The 17,659-nt window shown below is 64.9% G+C and carries 20 protein-coding genes; 14 read left to right on the top strand and 6 right to left on the bottom strand.

What is annotated here, in order from left to right; translation table 11 throughout:
• Positions 1 to 203: 203 nt before the first annotated feature.
• Complete coding sequence (locus FNA46_RS26535; protein WP_281288938.1) at positions 204 to 329, top strand: hypothetical protein; 126 nt, start codon at positions 204 to 206, stop codon at positions 327 to 329.
• 43 nt (positions 330 to 372) lie between these two features.
• On the opposite strand, the gene FNA46_RS11325 is transcribed toward FNA46_RS26535, so the two are convergent.
• Positions 373 to 1,158, bottom strand: a complete 786-nt coding sequence (locus FNA46_RS11325; RefSeq protein ID WP_143125304.1) for an SOS response-associated peptidase — start codon at positions 1,156 to 1,158, stop codon at positions 373 to 375.
• A gap of 46 nt (positions 1,159 to 1,204) precedes the next feature.
• Positions 1,205 to 1,531, bottom strand: a complete 327-nt coding sequence (locus FNA46_RS11320) for a YnfA family protein (RefSeq protein WP_143125303.1) — start codon at positions 1,529 to 1,531, stop codon at positions 1,205 to 1,207.
• A gap of 156 nt (positions 1,532 to 1,687) precedes the next feature.
• Between FNA46_RS11320 and FNA46_RS11315 the strand changes: the two genes are divergently transcribed.
• The 7 genes from FNA46_RS11315 to FNA46_RS11285 all read left to right on the top strand — a co-directional run bounded on the left by FNA46_RS11315 (position 1,688) and on the right by FNA46_RS11285 (position 5,958).
• Positions 1,688 to 2,152 carry an NUDIX hydrolase gene (locus tag FNA46_RS11315; RefSeq protein WP_143125302.1) on the top strand — a complete coding sequence of 155 codons (465 nt, stop codon included), beginning with the start codon at positions 1,688 to 1,690 and terminating at the stop codon, positions 2,150 to 2,152.
• A gap of 97 nt (positions 2,153 to 2,249) precedes the next feature.
• Positions 2,250 to 2,666 (top strand): TIGR02301 family protein, encoded by a 417-nt coding sequence (locus tag FNA46_RS11310; RefSeq protein ID WP_143125301.1) that lies wholly within the window; start codon positions 2,250 to 2,252, stop codon positions 2,664 to 2,666.
• Positions 2,667 to 2,773: 107 nt separating this feature from the next.
• Positions 2,774 to 3,031 (top strand): hypothetical protein, encoded by a 258-nt coding sequence (locus FNA46_RS11305; RefSeq protein WP_143125300.1) that lies wholly within the window; start codon positions 2,774 to 2,776, stop codon positions 3,029 to 3,031.
• A gap of 18 nt (positions 3,032 to 3,049) precedes the next feature.
• Positions 3,050 to 3,790 (top strand): hypothetical protein, encoded by a 741-nt coding sequence (locus tag FNA46_RS11300; RefSeq protein WP_143125299.1) that lies wholly within the window; start codon positions 3,050 to 3,052, stop codon positions 3,788 to 3,790.
• Between the two features lie 190 nt (positions 3,791 to 3,980).
• Positions 3,981 to 4,832 (top strand): CAF17-like 4Fe-4S cluster assembly/insertion protein YgfZ, encoded by an 852-nt coding sequence (gene ygfZ, locus FNA46_RS11295; RefSeq protein ID WP_143125298.1) that lies wholly within the window; start codon positions 3,981 to 3,983, stop codon positions 4,830 to 4,832.
• A gap of 32 nt (positions 4,833 to 4,864) precedes the next feature.
• The gene (locus tag FNA46_RS11290; protein WP_143125310.1) at positions 4,865 to 5,446 is read left to right on the top strand and encodes an HD domain-containing protein; all 582 of its coding nucleotides are present in this window, start codon (positions 4,865 to 4,867) and stop codon (positions 5,444 to 5,446) included.
• Positions 5,443 to 5,958: a tyrosine phosphatase family protein gene (locus FNA46_RS11285; RefSeq protein WP_143125297.1), complete on the top strand. Its 516-nt coding sequence runs from the start codon at positions 5,443 to 5,445 to the stop codon at positions 5,956 to 5,958. Before FNA46_RS11290 ends, FNA46_RS11285 begins: the two co-directional genes overlap by 4 nt.
• A 5-nt stretch (positions 5,959 to 5,963) precedes the next feature.
• Here the strand turns inward: FNA46_RS11285 and FNA46_RS11280 are convergent, their stop codons facing one another.
• The 3 genes from FNA46_RS11280 to FNA46_RS11270 all read right to left on the bottom strand — a co-directional run bounded on the left by FNA46_RS11280 (position 5,964) and on the right by FNA46_RS11270 (position 8,816).
• Positions 5,964 to 6,776 (bottom strand): ABC transporter permease, encoded by an 813-nt coding sequence (locus FNA46_RS11280; protein WP_425468716.1) that lies wholly within the window; start codon positions 6,774 to 6,776, stop codon positions 5,964 to 5,966.
• A 5-nt stretch (positions 6,777 to 6,781) separates the two neighbouring features.
• Complete coding sequence (locus FNA46_RS11275) at positions 6,782 to 7,570, bottom strand: ABC transporter ATP-binding protein (RefSeq protein WP_185969811.1); 789 nt, start codon at positions 7,568 to 7,570, stop codon at positions 6,782 to 6,784.
• A 214-nt stretch (positions 7,571 to 7,784) separates the two neighbouring features.
• A complete protein-coding gene (locus tag FNA46_RS11270) occupies positions 7,785 to 8,816 on the bottom strand; it encodes an ABC transporter substrate-binding protein (RefSeq protein WP_143125295.1) in 1,032 nt (343 codons plus the stop codon).
• Between the two features lie 246 nt (positions 8,817 to 9,062).
• On the opposite strand from FNA46_RS11270, the gene FNA46_RS11265 reads away from it, so the two are divergent.
• From FNA46_RS11265 to FNA46_RS11240, 6 genes are all read left to right on the top strand, one after another.
• Entirely contained in the window at positions 9,063 to 11,807 is a 2,745-nt protein-coding gene (locus FNA46_RS11265) for a DUF2339 domain-containing protein (protein WP_143125294.1), read from the top strand.
• Positions 11,804 to 12,457 (top strand): HD domain-containing protein, encoded by a 654-nt coding sequence (locus tag FNA46_RS11260; RefSeq protein WP_210245870.1) that lies wholly within the window; start codon positions 11,804 to 11,806, stop codon positions 12,455 to 12,457. The genes FNA46_RS11265 and FNA46_RS11260 overlap by 4 nt, the downstream gene beginning before the upstream one ends.
• Positions 12,458 to 12,466: 9 nt before the next feature.
• Complete coding sequence (locus FNA46_RS11255) at positions 12,467 to 13,309, top strand: MOSC domain-containing protein (protein WP_143125293.1); 843 nt, start codon at positions 12,467 to 12,469, stop codon at positions 13,307 to 13,309.
• A 91-nt stretch (positions 13,310 to 13,400) separates the two neighbouring features.
• Entirely contained in the window at positions 13,401 to 14,300 is a 900-nt protein-coding gene (locus FNA46_RS11250) for a DMT family transporter (protein WP_143125292.1), read from the top strand.
• A 202-nt stretch (positions 14,301 to 14,502) separates the two neighbouring features.
• Positions 14,503 to 15,477 (top strand): flagellin N-terminal helical domain-containing protein, encoded by a 975-nt coding sequence (locus tag FNA46_RS11245; RefSeq protein ID WP_143125291.1) that lies wholly within the window; start codon positions 14,503 to 14,505, stop codon positions 15,475 to 15,477.
• Positions 15,478 to 15,636: 159 nt separating this feature from the next.
• Complete coding sequence (locus FNA46_RS11240) at positions 15,637 to 16,851, top strand: MFS transporter (protein WP_143125290.1); 1,215 nt, start codon at positions 15,637 to 15,639, stop codon at positions 16,849 to 16,851.
• A gap of 9 nt (positions 16,852 to 16,860) precedes the next feature.
• Here FNA46_RS11240 and recO read toward each other — a convergent pair whose 3' ends face one another.
• Entirely contained in the window at positions 16,861 to 17,628 is a 768-nt protein-coding gene (gene recO / locus FNA46_RS11235) for a DNA repair protein RecO (RefSeq protein WP_143125289.1), read from the bottom strand.
• Positions 17,629 to 17,659 lie beyond the last annotated feature (31 nt).

Raw genomic sequence — 17,659 nt, 5'->3', positions numbered from 1 at the left:
GCAGCATCACCGATGCTGCAATGCAAGAATAGATTGCAACACAAACGATCTGAGTCTTTTCGACAACAGGACCGGATTCTTGGATTTCCATATCGTGGATCCGGCAAAAACGCCTTGAATTCCGCCGTATTTCCGCCCTGTTTTACCCCGAGAGGCGCATCCACGCCGTTTGGCGACGGATTCGCATTCTTGAGGAGATCATCATGAGCCAGGACAAGACCGCCCCGCAACCCAAGCAGGAGTTGCATGCCCCTCTGCGCCCGCTCGGCCTGAAAGCCGTTGTTGCGGCAGCGCTGATGCTGAAGCGCAAGACGCTGAAATCCGCCTGATCTGGATCGCGCAACCGAAAGCCGCCAAGGCGGCGGGTTGCGATCAGAACAGGGAAAGCTGGCCGCTGCCCTTCGGCGGAACGGGCTTTCTCTTTGCCGGAAGAGGCACCAAGGGCGTGACCGGCGCCTGAAGATCCGGCCCCATGTTGGACACCTTGTTGACGAGGTCCGACACGGCAATGGCTTCGAACAGATCGGGCTCCGCAGGCCTCATCAGATCGGCGACGTCGCGCGGTTCGCCGGTCTTGCAGTCCAGCCAGCGCTCGAAATCCTCGGGCGCGATCACCACCGGCATGCGATCATGGATCGGCGCGATCGCGTCATTGGCGCGCGTGGTCAGAATGGCCGCCGTATCGACCTCCGACCCATCCGCGGACGACCAGGTTTCCATCAGGCCGGCAAAGGCAAGGATGCCGCCGTGCTTCGGCCGGATCCAGTAGGCCTGCGCCTTGCCCGCCCCGTCCTTACCGCCCTCCTCCTTCCCCGGACGATGCCATTCATAGAAGCCGGAGGCCGGCACGAGCACGCGGCGATGGCGCATGGCGGCACGAAACGATGCCTTTTCCGCAGCCGTCTCGGCCCGCGCATTGATCAGCAGCGGAAAGTCCCTGGGATCCTTCACCCAGCCCGGCAGAAAGCCCCAGCGCGCCAGCATCGCCTGCCGAACTGGCAGATTGCTGCCCGGCGCCTGCCGTTCGCCGGCCGCGACGATGAGGATCGGCTGCGTCGGCGCTATATTGTAGCGCTTCGGAAAATCGTCGATCGATATGACGCTGAGGAATTCGAAAATGTCCTTTGGCGTCGCGGTCAGGGCGTAGCGTCCACACATGGCATTGTGATCGCATTGCCGGTGCGACGGGTCAAGCGCGGCGAGATCAACCGCTGCGGGGACCGAAGAGGATAAGCCCGCAGCCTGCAAGGCACACCGCCCCGCCAGTAAGATCCCAGCGGTCGGGCACGCGTCCTTCCACGAGAAACAGCCAGGCGAGCGAGGCAGCGACATAGATGCCGCCATAGGCCGCAAAGGTGCGGCCTGCCGCTTCGCTTTCCACCAGCGCCAGCACGCCCGCAAACAGGGCAAGCGACACGAGGCCGGGCGCCAGCCACCAAACCGGTCTGTCGAGACGCCACCAGGCCCAGACGGCAAAGCAGCCGGCGATCTCGAACAGCGCGGCGGCCGCGAAAAGCAGAGTGGTCTTCATGGCTCCCGTCGTCGCATCCGCGGCCTGGCGATGCAAGCCCTGCCATGCGAGGGAAGACGGGTTCGCGGGGCGGACATGCCCATCCTTCGTCGTATCAGGTGCAATGGCCGAGAAAGGGCTGGGGATTTTTGTGGCCCATGCGCTATGTTGCCCACCATGACCATTGCAGCCCCACCCTCCACCCAGCCCGCGCCTTGCTCTGCCCGGCCACAGGCCGCCTCCTCCGCCATTCTCGAGCGCGAGGGGCGCCTGCTGCTCATCCGCCGGCGCAATCCGCCTTCGGCTGATCTCTACGCCTTTCCGGGCGGGCGGGCAGAACCCGGTGAAATGCCCGCGCAGACAGCCCTGCGCGAGTTCCTCGAGGAAACCGGCATCACGGCACGGGATCCGCACCTGTTTGCCACCTATGATCTGGAAACCCGCGACGAAGCAGGCAATCTCCAGAGTCACTTCTTCCTGTCGGTCTTTCTGGTGAAGGCCGATGCGACAACACCCGCCATTGCCGCCGACGATGCTGCGGATGCCGGCTGGTTCACGCTGGAGGAGATCCGCAGCCTGCCCGTCCCACCAAGCGTCCTCGATTGCGCCGAGCGACTGATCGCCGGTCGCGAAGGGGTGTAACCGGATGGCGTGGATGGTGACGACAAGTGCCTGTGCGGAACCGCGGCAGACCCGTCATGCTGCACGAGAAAAGCGCGGCAAGTCACTGAAGACATTGATGGGTCTTCTTGTGGTCGCCGTTCTTTCAAGTCCCGCGCCGGCTGTCGCACAGAAGGCCAGCGGGCACACGCCGGCGGCAGCGCCACAGCCGGCCAAACCGCCGACGGAGAAACCCGCACCCTATGATGGCCAGCTTTTGCGACTTGCGGAAATCCTCGGCTCGGTTCAATACCTGCGCTCGCTTTGCGGTGACGATTCGGTTGGCTGGCGCGCCTCGATGCAGGAGCTGCTGGATGCCGAGGCGGCAAAGGAGCCAGCGCGGCGCGAGCGCCTGACCGCCTCTTTCAACCGGGGCTACAGGGCGTTTGCGGCAGTGCATTCCACCTGCACGCCGGCGGCTCGTATTGCCGAAGAAAACCACCGTAACGAAGGTGCAACACTGGCAGCCGAAATCGCCGCCCGCTACGGAAATTAGGGTTTTATTTACCTCTTTCGCCATGGGGGCGTGTTGTTTTGATAAAAGGCTGCTAGTCTTGTTAACGTGCCGGTAAACAACAGGCATCCCTTGAAAGAGGAATACACATGCAGACAGCGCGCAACGACATCGACGACATGATTGTGCACGAGAAGATGCAGGCGGCGCTCGAATACCAGAATGAAGCCTGGGCCGATGGCCGTGCGGACGGCATCGAACCGGAGATCATCGCCGACGCCGCCATTGCCCTTGCCATGCGCGAAACCATCCGCATTCATGGCGAGGAAGGTGCGGAAGCCATGCTGGAATCCCTGCGCGCCCGCATGCTGGCCGGCGAGTTTTCGCCGGAGCGCATCCTGCAGTAACAAGATCCGGGGCCATTCATGCTGACCGTCGCGGCGACTGCAATGCGCCACCGCTCCTTTGTGCGGCTACTGGCCGCCGCCTGCCTTGTGTTTTCCACCACCCTTTATGGCCAGAGTGCCTGGGCGCTGAGCGGTGCATCCGCGACGCCTGAGGCTGCAGGCACGGCGACATCGGACCAGGCCGCGCCGGATGCGCGCGGCACGGCCAAGCCCGCGCCGATGTTCGGCCAGGATACGACGGAGAAGCCAGCCGTGCCCGGCAACAAGCCGGATGCCGAAGCAAGCCCTCCGGCCTCGGTCGAGATCATCCGTGACCTGAATGCGCTGCCCGAGCCGGTCCGCGCCACGCGACAGGCAATCATCGATGCTGCAAGCTCCGGCGACTTCGAGCGGCTGCGCCCCCTGCTGAATTTCGACGGCGACCAGATGCGCCAGCTGGGTGCCGCCGGCGACGATACGCTCGACGCGCTGAAAAGCCTGTCGGGCGATCAGGAGGGCCTCGAAATCCTCGCCATCATGCTCGACCTGTTGCAGACAGGAGCCGCGCGGCTGAATGCCGGCACACCGGATGAGATCTATGTCTGGCCCTATTTCGTCGGCAAGCCGCTTGACACTCTGTCTGCGTCAGAGCGGGTCGAACTGCTGCGCATCATCACCGCCGGCGACCTGATCGCCATGGAAGAGAATAACAACTACAATTTCTACCGGCTTGGCATCAGCCCGGACGGAAAGTGGAAGATGTTCAGCGGCGGGGATTGATCCCTGCCCTTCGGCCGATTGCGCCCCTTTCTCACGCTTGCACTGCATGGGCCATGCGCCTATGTCTTGGCCAACAGCACCTTCGGGCGCCAGAATCCTCTGAAATGTGCTAGTTCCTTGTTTTGATGCAAGTCCGTCTGACAGGCCAAAAGGTCGCCTGACGGGCATTGCCCTGACCGGACAGACGACCATGACCCATGCCCTCCTTCGGAACCGCAGCCTGATCAGAATCGAGGGTGCCGACGCGCAATCCTTCCTGCACGGGATCATCACCACAGACGTCGAGGGGCTGCCGACCGGCGAAGCGCGGCCGGGCGCGCTGCTGACGCCGCAGGGCAAGATCCTCTTCGACTTTTTGATCTGGCGCGAGGGTGACGGTTTCCTGCTGGAATGCGATGGCGAACAGCGGCCGGGACTGATCAAGCGGCTGACGCTCTACAAATTGCGCGCCGCCGTGACGCTGGCGGAGGGTGAAACAGGCGTCACCGTGACCTGGGGCGACGAGGCGGAAACGGCCTCCGGCGTGCCCGACGGCGCCTTCCTGAAGGCGGGCATTCGGCTGAAGCGCCGGCCGGGCATGGAAACGGGTGCCTCAAGCGGCGACGAGGATGCCTATGATGCGCTGCGCATCGAGGCGGGCCTTGCCGTCGGCGGCCGGGATTTTCCCCTCCAGGACGCCTTTCCGCATGATGTGCTGCTCGATCTCGATGGCGGCCTCTCCTTCCGCAAGGGCTGCTATATCGGCCAGGAGGTTGTCTCGCGCATGCAGCACCGCGGCACGGCGCGCCGACGCGTGGTGCAGGTGTCGGCCGACACCGCCCTGCCCGCCTCCGGCGCGGAGATTTCGGCCGGCGGCAAACCGGTCGGCACGCTCGGCACCGTGATCGGCAACCGGGGCCTTGCCATCGTTCGCACCGACCGGGTGGGCGATGCCATGGCCAGCGGCACACCGCTTGTGGCGGCGGACAGCCCGGTGACGCTGACCCTGCCGGCCTGGACGGGCCTGTCCTTCCCGACGGGAGCCGGCGAGGCCGAGGCGTGAGCACCCTCGTTTCCGCCCGCGCCTGGCAGCGCATGCTGTCCGGCCGACGCCTCGACCTTCTCGATCCCTCGCCGCTTGACGTGGAAATCACCGATATCGCCCACGGGCTCGCGCGCGTTGCCCGCTGGAACGGCCAGACGCGCGGCGACCACGCATTTTCGGTGGCGCAGCACTGCCTCGTCGTTGAAGAGATTTTCCGGCTGACCCATCCCTCCGCCTCGGCGACGGATTGCGCCATGACCCTGCTGCACGACGCGCCGGAATATGTGATCGGCGACATGATTTCGCCGTTCAAGGCGGTGGTCGGCGGCGGCTACAAGGCGGTGGAGAAGCGGCTGGAGGCGGCGGTGCATCTGCGCTTCGGACTGCCGCCCCACCCCTCGCGCGAGTTGAAGACGCGCATCAAGAAGGCCGATACGGTGGCCGCCTATTTCGAGGCGACGGAGCTTGCCGGCTTCTCGCATGAGGAAGCCAGGAAATTCTTCGGCCTGCCGCGCGGCATCACCCGCGACATGCTGCCAATGGCGCCGATGGCGGCCATCGAGGCGCAGCGACTGTTTCTCGACCGCTTCCACGCGCTGGACCGCGCCCGGCAGGAAAGTGCCCCGACATGACGGCCATCATCGTCTGCCCGCTGGAGAAGATCGCCGAGCTGGCCGTGCGCCACCGCGCCTGCGAGATGGTGAGCCTGATGGCCGAAGGCCAGGATTTCCATCGCCCCGGCGTGATCCGCGCCGACCGGCACCTGATGCTGCGGATGAACGACATCGCCTTTGCCGGCACCGGCAATCTGGTAGCGCCCGGTGAGGAGCATGTGGCCCGCCTCATCGATTTTGCCAGAAGCTGGGACCGCAGCGCGCCGCTGCTGATCCATTGCTGGATGGGCGTGTCCCGCTCCCCCGCAGCAGCCGTGATCGCGGCGCTGGCGCTTGATCCCGATCAGGACGACGAGGCCCTTGCACAGCGTCTGCGGCAGGTCGCGCCGCACGCGACACCGAACACACGGCTGATCGAATTCGGCGACCGGGCGCTGAACCGTGGGGGCCGGCTGATCGCCGCCATCAAGGCGATCGGCCGCGGCGCCGAGACGGATGGGCGGGCAAGCTTCGTTCTGCCGCTTGCCTGAGGGTTTTACTGCGCCATCGTGGAGCGATGTGCCCAGCCCGTCATGCGCCGCTCGATCCAGGCCATCAGGGCGTACATGGCAATGCCTTCCACCGCCAGCATCAGCAGGCCGGCAAAGACGAGCGGCACGTTGAACTGGCTCTGCGCCGAACTCATCATGTTGCCGAGGCCATAGTTCGAGGCGACGGTTTCCGACACCACGGAGCCGACGAAGGCAAGCGTGATTGCCACCTTCAGCGAGCCGAAGAAATAGGGCATGGAGCGGGGAATGCCGACCTTCAGCATGATATCCATTTTCTTCGCCCCCAGCGCCCGCAACACATCCTCGGTTTCCGGCTCGATGGTGGCAAGCCCGGTCGCAACATTGACGACGATCGGGAAGAAAGAGATCAGGAAGGCCGTCAGCACCGCCGGCACCGTGCCGATGCCGAACCAGATGACGAGGATCGGCACCAGCGCCACCTTTGGGATGGCATTGAAGCCGATCATCAGAGGATAGAGGCCGGCATAGATCGTCTTCGACCAGCCGATGAAGAGGCCGATCGCAAGGCCCGCCACCACCGCGATCGCAAAGCCCATGGTGGTGGTATAGAGCGTCTGCAGCGAATTCTTCCAGATCGGCGACCAGTATTTGGCAATCGCCGCGAACACGTTGCTCGGCGCCGGCAGGATGGTCGGCGGCATGTCGAGCGCCATCACCAGCAGTTCCCACAGCGCAAACAGCGCCAGCGTATAGAGCCAGGGCGCGGCCTTCACCCAGTTGATCCGGGCCATCAGAGGTTTGGCCGCGGCTTTCGCCTGTGTCGCCGTGTCGGTCATCGCGCTCATGCCACCACCCTCGCCTTGGCGATTTCGCCGTGCAACGCGTGCACCATGTCGTTGAACGCCGATTGATACATGACGTCGAGATCACGCGGCCGTTCGAAGGGCACCCGATGCTCCTTCAGGATGCGGCCGGGTCTTGCGCTCATGACAAAGATCGTGTCGGCGAGGAACACCGCCTCGCGCAGGTCATGCGTGACGAGAATGATGGTGACCCCTTGGGCGGCGTGCAGGTCGCGGATCACGCACCACAGCTCCTCGCGGGTGAAGGCATCGAGCGCGCCGAACGGCTCGTCCAGCATCAGCAGTTCCGGCTCGTGGATCAGGGCCCGGCAGAGATTGGCGCGCTGCTGCATGCCACCGGAGAGCTGCCAGGGGAATTTCGAGCCGAAGCCGCGAAGGCCGACGATCTCCAGCAACTGCTCCGCCTTCTCCACATATTCGCGCTTGTGCGCCCGCAGGCGGTGGCGGTGCCTCTCCACGATTTCGAGCGGCAGCAGGATGTTTTCAAGCGTCGTGCGCCAGGGCAGCATGGTGGGATTCTGGAAGGCCATGCCGACGATGGAGACCGGCTTCGTCACCTGCTGGCCGCCGACGATCACCACGCCCGTCTGCGGAATGTGCAGGCCGGTGACCAGCTTCATCAGCGTGGACTTGCCGCAGCCGGACGGCCCGACAACGGCCGCGAACTCCCCCTTGTCGACGCGCATGGTCAGCCCCGACACCGCGAGTGTGCCGGAAGCGCCGCCATAACGCATGTCGACATTATCGATGGAAACGAGGTGGGACACTGCAAACTCTCCTTCAACGGCGGCTTTCCCTTTTCCCTGCGGGGGAAAAGCCGTGCGCATGCGAGACGATGAGGGGGGCGGCGCGGCGCAACGTCGAGATGGCCCCCTTCATCCGCCCTTCGGGCCCCTTCTCCCCACGGGGAGAAGGGGTGACACGGCGCGGCCTCACGCAATCGCACCGCAGGTTCAGCCCATCCTGGGGAGAGGTTCACCGTTAAGGCAGCATCCGCTCGGACTTCGGCGGCAGATAGCCGGCATCAAACACCTGCTCGGCCTTCACGGCGCCCTTCAGCCCCATGGAGATCTTCAGCGTGTCGATGGACGCGCCGAGACGGGCCATGTCGACGCCGCCGAAGCCGTTTTCCACCACATAGGGCGTCTTGATGTTCATGGCGTTCGCCATCTTCAGGCGCTCGAGTTCGATGGCACTGTCCAGCGTCTCGTTACGCTTGAGCACCGCGGCGACGCCCTCTTCCGGCTTGGCAACGGCATCGGCAAAGCCCTTGGCCAGCGCCTTGACGAAGCCCTTGACCGCAGCGGGGTTCTTGGCCGCGAAATCCGTGTTCACCAGCACGGCATTGCCATAGAGGTTCAGGCCATGCTCGGCCATCAGGATGGTCGCGATGTCCTCGTCCTTGATGCCCTGTTTCTTCAGGTTCAGAATGACGGAGAAGGCAAAGCCGAAGACGGCATCGACATCACCCTTGGCAAGCATCGGCTCACGCACGGGAAAGCCGATGGATTCGATCTTGATCTTGCTGTCATCGATCTTCGCGACCTGCTTGAAAGCCTTCCACTGGGCAAAGGCGCCATCCGGCGGCGGCGCGCCGAGCTTCTTGCCCTCGAGCGACTTCGGATCCGTGGTGATGCCGAGCGACTTGCGGCCGACAACCGCGAAGGTCGGTCGCTCGTATACCATCATGATCGCCTTCACCTTCTGGCTCGGATCCTCATCCAGGAACTTGATCAGCGAATTGATGTCGCCAAACCCCATCTGGTAGGCGCCGGTCGCCACGCGCGGAATGGCCTCCACCGAGCCATTGCCGGTATCGATCGTCACGTCGAGGCCCTCGGCCTTGAAGTAGCCCTTGTCGAGCGCGAGCAGGAAGCCGGCGGCCGGCCCCTCGAACTTCCAGTCGAGCGTCAGCTTGACCGGCGTATCGGCGAGCACCGGCTGGGCAAGGCCCGCCGACAGCGAGAGGATGGCAGCGGCGGTCAACCGGGTGAAAAGGCGGCGCGTGAACATGTCTTGGTTTCCCCCTGGATTTTATAAGACAGGGCTCATCAAAACCAATCCGCCGCGGCGATGCAAGCCAAAATTGCACACAATATAGACATTTACATTTATTGCTCAAAAAATATCCCTGTGCGCGCAAATTGGTCGCCGCATGCCAAATCTTTGACCATCCGGTCAAGCCCGTCTGCACCACGATCTTTCCATTGCGGAATGCCAGCCAATATAACGGGCGTGTTTCACACTGTCGGGTGCGCGATGATCGAACTCTTTCTCCTGCTGCTTCCTGTGGTGCTGCTGATTGCGCACCGACGCCTCTCGGCCCGAGTCCGCCTGCTGGAACAGAGGATCGATGTCCTGACCCGCCAGCTCGCCGAGGCGGGCACCCCTGCGCCGCAGACGGCATTGGAGACGAAAGAGGCGGCAGCGGAGACCGAAAACGAGACCGACGGCCCTGCGGCCACGCCTCCTGTCGAGGAGGCGGCACGGGCCGCACACAGCGAACCGGATGAAGCGGAAGGCGAAGAACCTACCCCCTTCGCCGCGCGGGAAACTTTCGAAAGTCGCTTCGGCGCCCGGTGGAGCGTCTGGGTCGGCGGGCTGGCACTGGCGCTCGGCGGCATCTTCCTGGTGCGCTATTCGATCGATGCCGGGCTGCTCGGCCCCGGTGCCCGGCTTGTTCTGGCAAGCCTGTTCGGCCTTGGTCTTGGGCTCGCCGGCGAGGTGCTGCGCCGCCGCGTGCTGCCGCACATTGCGCCCGCCTCGGCAACGGCAGCGGACGCCACCCGCAGGCGCAACGATGCGATGATCCCCGGCGCGCTCACCGCTGCGGGCTGTGTGACACTGATCGCCACCGTCTACACCGCCTATGGTCTCTATGGCTTCATCGGGGAAACCACGGCCTTTGCGCTGCTGGCGCTCGTCTCGCTCGGCACGCTTGCGCTGTCGCTGCTGCATGGACAGGCGCTGGCCGGCCTCGGGCTTGCCGCATCGCTGGCCACCCCGGCGCTCGTCTCCTCCGAGGCGCCCCGTATCGATTTCCTTTTCGGCTTTCTGGCCCTCGTCTGGCTGGCGTCGACCGGGGCGGCGCGGTTGCGTCGCTGGCACCGGCTGCCGGTTCTTTCCAATCTCGGCCTCACCGGCTGGGTGATCGCCTATGTGCTGAATACGGATGTGCTTGACCCCGTACCGCCGGGCCTTGCGCTGCTGGTGCTGGTCGCCGGCACCGCTTTTCTGTGGCCGGGACGCCTGCTCGACACCGATGCAGCCGAGGGCGAGGGCACACGCGATCCCTGGCGACGCGTCGGGCGCCTGCTTGCCCGTCCGCCAGCCGGCATCCTGCTCTCGGCCGGCCTGTCGGTGTTCCTCGGCCTGCTGACACTGACGGGCAGCACCGGCCCCTCGACCGCGCATCCGGTTCTGATGCTGGTGGCGGTGGCCGGCGCGCTGGCCGGGCTGGGTGCGGGCCGCCGGGCGGGTGCCCTGCCCGCCCTGTTTGCGGCTCTGATTGCGGTGACCGGCACAGGCCTCGTCGCGCTGACCGATGCGGCCACAATCCCGCTCCCGGAACTCGGCGTCCCGACACCCCTTCTCGCCGCGATCGGGCCGACGGTGCCCGGAGCGCTCGTCCTTGGCGCCATCTTCACGTTGTGCGGCGTCCTCTTCATCCGGCGGCAGGGCGAGCGGGATCCGGATCTTGCGGCCCTCTGGGCGCTGCTTGCCGCAGCCGTGCCGGTGACGCTGGCCACCGTCACCTTCTTCACGCATGGCCGGCTGGGCGGCGACGGGCTCTACGGCCTTTACGGGCTGGCACTCGGTGCGGCGCTGCTCTGGTCCGCCGAGCGGACATCCCGCATGATGGCGCGACCGCCGCTGGCGCGCGATCTGCTGGTGCTCGGCGCCTTCGCCGCGCTGACCTTCGCGCTGCATGCCCTGACCCGCGGGCTCACCACCACGCTGTCGGTGGCAGGACTCGGATTCCTCTTCGTGCTCCTCACCCGTCATCGCCCCTGGCGCGGTCTGCCCTGGGCCATGGTGGCAGCCGCCGTGGTGATCGGCGCCCGGATCGCCTGGGAGCCGACCGTGGTCGGCCCCGACCGGCTCGGCACGACGCCCGTCTTCAATGCGCTGCTCGCCGGCTATGGCATTCCCGCCGCCCTTCTGGCGGCCTCGGCCTGGTGGCTTCGCCACTGGCCGGGCCGGCGCGCGCTGAATGTCCTGCAGGGGCTGGCGGCCCTGGCCGGCCTGCTGACGGCATCCATTCTGGTGCGCCATGCCATGACCGGCGGCACGCTCGATGCGCGGGTACCCACGCTTGGCGAACAGTCGCTCTACACCCTGCTCCTGATCGGCCTTTCCGGCATCCTGATGACGCTGGACCTGAAGAGCCCCAGCCGCAGCTTCCGTTATGGCAGCATGCTGGCGGGCGTGCTGGCGGCGCTGAACGCCCTGTTCGTCCATCTCGTCGCCCTCAACCCGGCCCTCACCAACGAGGATGCGGGCACATGGCCGGTGGTCAACCTGCTGCTGCCAGGCTACCTGCTGCCGGCGGCCGCCTATGCCGGCCTTGCACTTCATGCGCGGGGCAAGCGGCCCCAGGCCTACGTCGCATTGCTCTCGCTGACCGCGGCAGTGCTCGGCTTTGCATGGGCGACACTGTCGGTACGCTGGTTCTGGCAGGGCCAGCATATGGGCCTGTGGAAAGGCTTCACGGCCGGCGAAACCTACACCTATTCCGTGGTCTGGCTGATCATCGGCGTCGGCCTGCTTGCGCTCGGCTCCCGACTCGATGCACGCAGGCTGCGTCTCGCCTCGGCGGGACTGGTGCTGATGGCGGTCTGCAAGGTGTTCCTGATCGATATGGCAAACCTGGAAGGCATTCTGCGCGCCCTCTCCTTCATCGGGCTCGGCGCCGTGCTGATCGGAATCGGCCTGTTCTACCAGCGCATTCTCGCGCGTTCCCCCGGGGGACAACCCGCCCCGCCTGCCGGAGACCCATCGTGACCGACGACCCCTTGAGCGCCGCCTTTGCCCCCTTTGCGGCGCTTGCCGAAACGCTTCTGCCGCATGCTGTCGAGGGCGATGACGGCGCCCACGACATTGCCCATCTCTTGCGCGTCTTCCACAATGCGCAGAAGATCGCTTCCGAGGAAGGCGGCGATGCCGAGGTGCTGGCCGCCGCCGTGCTGCTGCATGACTGCGTCTCGCTGCCGAAGAACCATCCGGACCGGGCCCACTCCTCCCGCCTTGCCGCGGACAAGGCCGCCGGCCTGCTGACGACACTCGGCTGGGACGCGGCCAAGGTGGAGGCGGTGGCGCATGCCATCCTGACCCACAGCTTTTCCGCCAATCTTCAACCGCAGACGCTGGAGGCGAAGATCCTGCAGGATGCCGACCGGCTGGATTCGCTTGGGGCGATCGGCATTGCCCGCACCTTCTACACCGCCGCCCGCATGGGGTCGAAACTTTATCACCTCGGCGATCCGCAAGGCCATGCCCGTGACCTTGACGACAGGGCCTATGCCATCGATCACTTTGCCCTGAAGCTGCTGAAGCTTGCCGACGGTTTCCAGACGGCGTCGGGCCGGCGGCTGGCGGCAGACCGTCACCAGCGGCTGAGCGATTTTCGCGATCTCTTCTTCGACGAACTCTGAGGTATTTTCATGCGCCTTGCGGCCCTCTCCATCTATCCGATGAAAAGCGCGCGCGGCATTGCGCTGGCCGAAAGCCCGATCGATGCCATGGGCCTTGCCGGCGACCGGCGCTGGATGCTGACCGATCCGGAGGGGCAGTTCATCACCCAGCGCGAACTGCCGGCGCTGGCTCGCCTTTCCGTGCTGCCGACCGATGACGGCCTGTCGATCGCCATGGACGGGCAAGACCTCGCGATCAGCGTCCCCGATCCGCAGCGCCGCAGCGATGTGGTGGTCTGGAAATCCACCGTCAGCGCCGCCGTGGCGGAGGATGCGGCCAATGCCACCCTCTCCGCCTGGCTCGGCCGCCCCGTGCGTCTCGTGCATTTCGATGCGCAGGCGCGTCGGATGGCGAGTGCCGAATGGGCCGGCCCCGATTCGCCCGTTGCCTTTGGCGACGGCTATCAGGTTCTGGTCACCACCACCGGCTCGCTGGCGGCGCTGAATGCGGATATGGCAGCCCATGGCGAAGCACCCGTCGGCATGGAGCGCTTCCGGCCCAACATCGTGCTGGAGCATGACGTGGCCTGGGCCGAGGATGGCTGGACGGCGATCATGGTCGGCGATGTCGAGCTTCGTCTGGTGAAACCCTGTGCCCGCTGCATCATGACGACGCAGGACCAGCAGACCGGCTCGCGCGAGGGCGCCAATCCGATGCCGGCCATGGGGCGCATCCGCATGTCGGCGGACCGGCGCGTCCCCGGCCCTCTGTTCGGCTGGAATGCCGTGCCGGTCGGCGCCGGCGCGCTGACGCTCGGAGATCCCGTCCGCGTGCTGGGCGAGCGGGCCCCCTGGTCGATCAAGCGCCGCTGATATCGGGCGCCTCGCAGCCGTTTGCCCTGCGGGACGCTTTTCCTTTCCTTGACCGCCCTTCTGCCGGCGGAGCAGCCTGTCCGAGATGTCCATGACCGGAAAAAGCGCCGGAAAAACCCGCGGCCTCGTCTTTGCCCTGTCGGCCGTCACCATCTTTGCCGGGCAGGACGTGATCTCGAAGCATCTCGGCACGCTCTATCCGCCGATCTTCGTGACGATGATCCGCTTCTGGGCCTTTGCCCTGTTCGTGCTGGCGCTGACGGCAAGGAGCAGCGGTGGCATTCTCGGGGCAGCGCGCACCAGCCAGCCGCTGCTGCAGATCTTTCGCGGCGTGATCCTCGTGATCCAGATCGTCGTTGCCGTCTATTCCTTCGCGCTGGTCGGCCTGTCGCACACCCAGTCAATCTTTGCCGCCACGCCGCTGTTCGTTGCGGCCATGTCCGTGCCGCTGCTCGGCGAAAAGGTGGGCTGGCGACGCTGGACGGCGATCTGCGTCGGCCTGTTCGGCGTGCTGATGATCATCAACCCGACGACGGCCTCGCTGAAGCTGGAACTGCTGCTGCCGATTGCCGGATCCTCGATCTTCGCTCTTTACGCTATCACGACACGCCTTGCCGGCCGGGTGGATTCCTCCACCACCAGCTTCTTCTACACCGGCATTGCCGGCGCCGTGGCAATCACCCTCATCGGTCCCTTCTACTGGACGAGCATGGCGCCGGTGGACTGGATCTGGATGGCCGCGCTTTGCTGCACCGGCATGAGCGGGCACTACCTTCTCATCCGTGCCTATGACCTTGTCGATGCCGTGACCGTGCAGCAGATCGGCTATGTCCAGGTGGTTCTCGTCTGCCTGCTCGGCGTTCTGATCTATGGCGAGGTGCTGACCGCCAACATGCTGCTGGGAGCCCTTCTCGTCATCGGCGCCGGCTTCTTCACCATCTGGCGCGAAAGCCGCCTTGCCCGCGCACGGGCGGCAAACGGTCAGGCCTGACACCCCCTGCTCCGGTTGCCGGCGCCCGTCGGCGAGTGCAGACCCCTATCGGAAATACGTAAAACTTGCGGAGCCCACTTAAGTGAGCATTAAGGTTACTTATGTATCAATAACGTCATAGCGGCGTTATGGAAACATTAACCATACGCTTACCTTCCGCAACGCCGCATCCGTTCGAGTGTTTGTACAGTAGAGTTTTGGTATGACGAGTATCATCACGAACACAGGCGCCATGGTGGCCCTGAAGACCCTGCGCGATGTCACCACGCATCTGGAAGTGACCCAGGAGCGCATGGCGAGCGGGTTGCGGGTGGGACAGTCCTCGCAGAATGCCGCCTACTGGTCGATCGCAACGACGATGCGATCCGACGACAAGGCACTCTCTGCCGTGCAGGATGCCATGAATCTTGGAGCGGCCACCGCCGACACCGCCTATGCCGGTCTCGATTCCTCGATCGACGTGGTGGACGAGATAAAGTCCAAGCTGATCGCCGCGCGCCAGCCGGGCGTCGACAAGGAGAAGGTGAACAAGGAAATCACGCAGCTGAAGCAGCAGCTCGTCTCCATCACCGATGCTGCGAGCTTCAACGGCGTCAACTGGCTGAAGATCAGCGACGGCAGCGATACAACGGCCAAGGTGGCCGCCTCTTTCTACCGCAACATCGATCGCAGCGTCTTCATGGAAACGATCACCCTCGACCTCGTCTCCAGCGACGGCACGGTGACGGCGCTGGTCGACAACCGCTCAACCAGCACCAATGGCGGCGCCGGCATCTTCACCAGCACGCAGTTCGCCACCAATGTGGGCGCCGCAAACAACTATGTGCTGATCGCCAATCAGAGCAACACCAGCGCCTCGGCGATTGAAATCGGCATTGGCAAGAACACCACCGACAGCCAGCTGGACGACATGATTTCGGTCGTGGACGACATGCTGCAGATGATGGCCGATGCCGGCGCCAATATCGGTTCGGTGCAGTCACGCGTCGACCTGCAGCTCGATTACGTGTCGAAACTGCGCGACTGGATGAAGGGCGGCATCAGCACGCTTGTCGATGCCGACATGGACGAGGAGGCGACCCGGCTCAAGGCGCTGACCACCCAGCAGCAGCTGGCCACCCAGGCACTCTCCATCGCCAACAATTCACAACAGAACATCCTGTCGCTGTTCCGATAGCGCTCACCCGCTCTTGAGTGAACGCGGCGGAGACGAACGGCTCCGTCGCGGGCAATAGAATAAACATTCATCAATTTCCCTCATCGATAGAACAGCAAAACACGCTTGGCTTGCGAAAGTGCTGGTTTATTCTCGTTCGAACAGACGAGGGAGGCCATCATGTCCGCGAAGACCGCACCACCCATGCCGTGGCTGATCATTGCCAGCGGCTCCATGATCGTGCTGCTGGTCTTCGGGCCGCGCTCGGCCATGGGGTTCTTCCTGCTGCCGATGCTGATGGATACCGGCTGGGAGCGCTCGACATTCGGACTTGCCATGGCGCTGCAGAACCTGTTCTGGGGTCTCAGCCAGCCTTTCTTCGGTGCGCTGGCCGACAAGCATGGCACCGGCCGCGTGCTGGTGCTGTCCGGCCTCCTCTATGCGCTCGGCCTCTTCGTGATGGCGCATGCCGCAGCGCCGCTGTGGCTGCATGTGGGAGGTGGCCTTCTGACCGGCATGGCGGTCGGCGCGGGTTCGTTCAGCGTCGTGCTCTCGGCCTTTGCCCGGCATGTCACGCCGCAGCAGCGCTCCATGGCGTTTGGCATCGGTACCGCAGCAGGTTCGGCCGGCATGTTCCTGTTTGCGCCGGTCAGCCAGACGCTGATCACCCTCTATGGCTGGTCCGACAGCCTGACCATCATGGGCGCCATGATGCTGGCGGTGCCGCTGCTGGCCCTTCCCTTGCGCGGCAATGCCTCCTCCGGCAGCCAGTCGCAGGGGCAGTTCCAGCAGAGCGCGGGCGCGGCGCTGCGCGAAGCGCTCGGCCACAGAAGCTATCTGCTGCTGACCAGCGGCTTCTTCGTGTGCGGCTTCCAGGTGGCCTTCATCACCGCGCACTTCCCGGCCTATCTCGGCGATATCGGCATCGATGCGCGCTATGCGGTGATCGCCATGGCCTGTATCGGCTTCTTCAACATCCTTGGCTCGCTGGCCGCCGGCGTCATCGCCCAGCGCTATTCCAAGCCCTACTTTCTCGCCCTGATCTATGTCGGCCGCTCGATCGCCGTCACGGCCTTCCTGCTGTTTCCGCAGACCCCGACCTCCGTCATTCTCTTTGCGGTGGTGATGGGTCTCTTGTGGCTCTCCACCGTGCCGCCCACCAATGCGCTGGTCGCGATCATGTTCGGCACGCGCCATCTCGGCATGCTGGGCGGGGTGGTGTTCCTCTCGCACCAGATCGGCTCTTTTCTCGGCGTGTGGCTGGGCGGCTACCTCTATGACCATTTCGGCACCTATGGTCCGGTCTGGTGGCTGGGTGTCGCACTTGGCCTGTTTGCCGCGATCGTTCACTGGCCGATCCGGGAACGCCCGGTCGAGCGCGCCCTCGCAGCCTGAGGACGTCTGCTACGACGCCCCCTGCCCGCCATCTCGGGAGGCTTCCAGCCGGTCCAGCGCCTTCAGGGCGGCCGTGATGAAACCATCGCGTGCGGCATTTTCGCTGATGCCGCGCGGCTCATAGACATGGCGATGGAGGAAGAAGCCGCTGAGACGGAAGGCCGAGGCCAGCGCATGGCGGTCGAGTCGTTGCGAACTTGGCGCGACCAGAAAGGCTGGCAGCGTGAGCAGACGGTCGGCATAGGGAGCGCCGGCCGTGCGGCAGACCGCCCGCCCGCTTTTCGGCGAGACATAGACGAGATCCTCCGAAGTGCCGGTCGCCGCACAGGCGGTGAGATCGAGCCCGAAGCCCAAATCGTTCAGCACCGCAAGCTCGAAGCGCACGAAGAGTTCGCCGGCGCCGGCCGGATCGTCCATATGGTCGAGGATCACGTCCAGCGCTTCGAACAGATGCGGATGCGGATCGCGCTCGGGAAGTAGCCGCAGCAGGGCGCCCATGGCCTGCACGCCGTAGACGGAGGTGGCGTTTTCCATCAGCCGTGCCGCGCGGAGATGCAGGGGCTCCAGCCGGAAATCGCCGAGATGCTCATCAAGGCGAGCGCGCCAGACGGCATCGACGCGATTGCCGGCCTGCAGCAGCGGCTGCATGCTGCGCGAGCGACCGCCGCGCACCATGCCCATATGGCGGCCGCGCTGGCGCGTCATCAGTTCGGCCACCACGCTCGTTTCGCCGTGACGCCGCACCCCGATGATGATGCCTTCATCCTGCCATTGCATGCGGGTCGTCGTCCTGTCTGCCCATTGAAGC

The organism is Affinirhizobium straminoryzae, assembly GCF_007004135.1.
GTDB classification, from domain to species: Bacteria; Pseudomonadota; Alphaproteobacteria; order Rhizobiales; family Rhizobiaceae; genus Neorhizobium; species Neorhizobium straminoryzae.
This window is presented reverse-complemented; position numbering and strand designations above follow the sequence as displayed.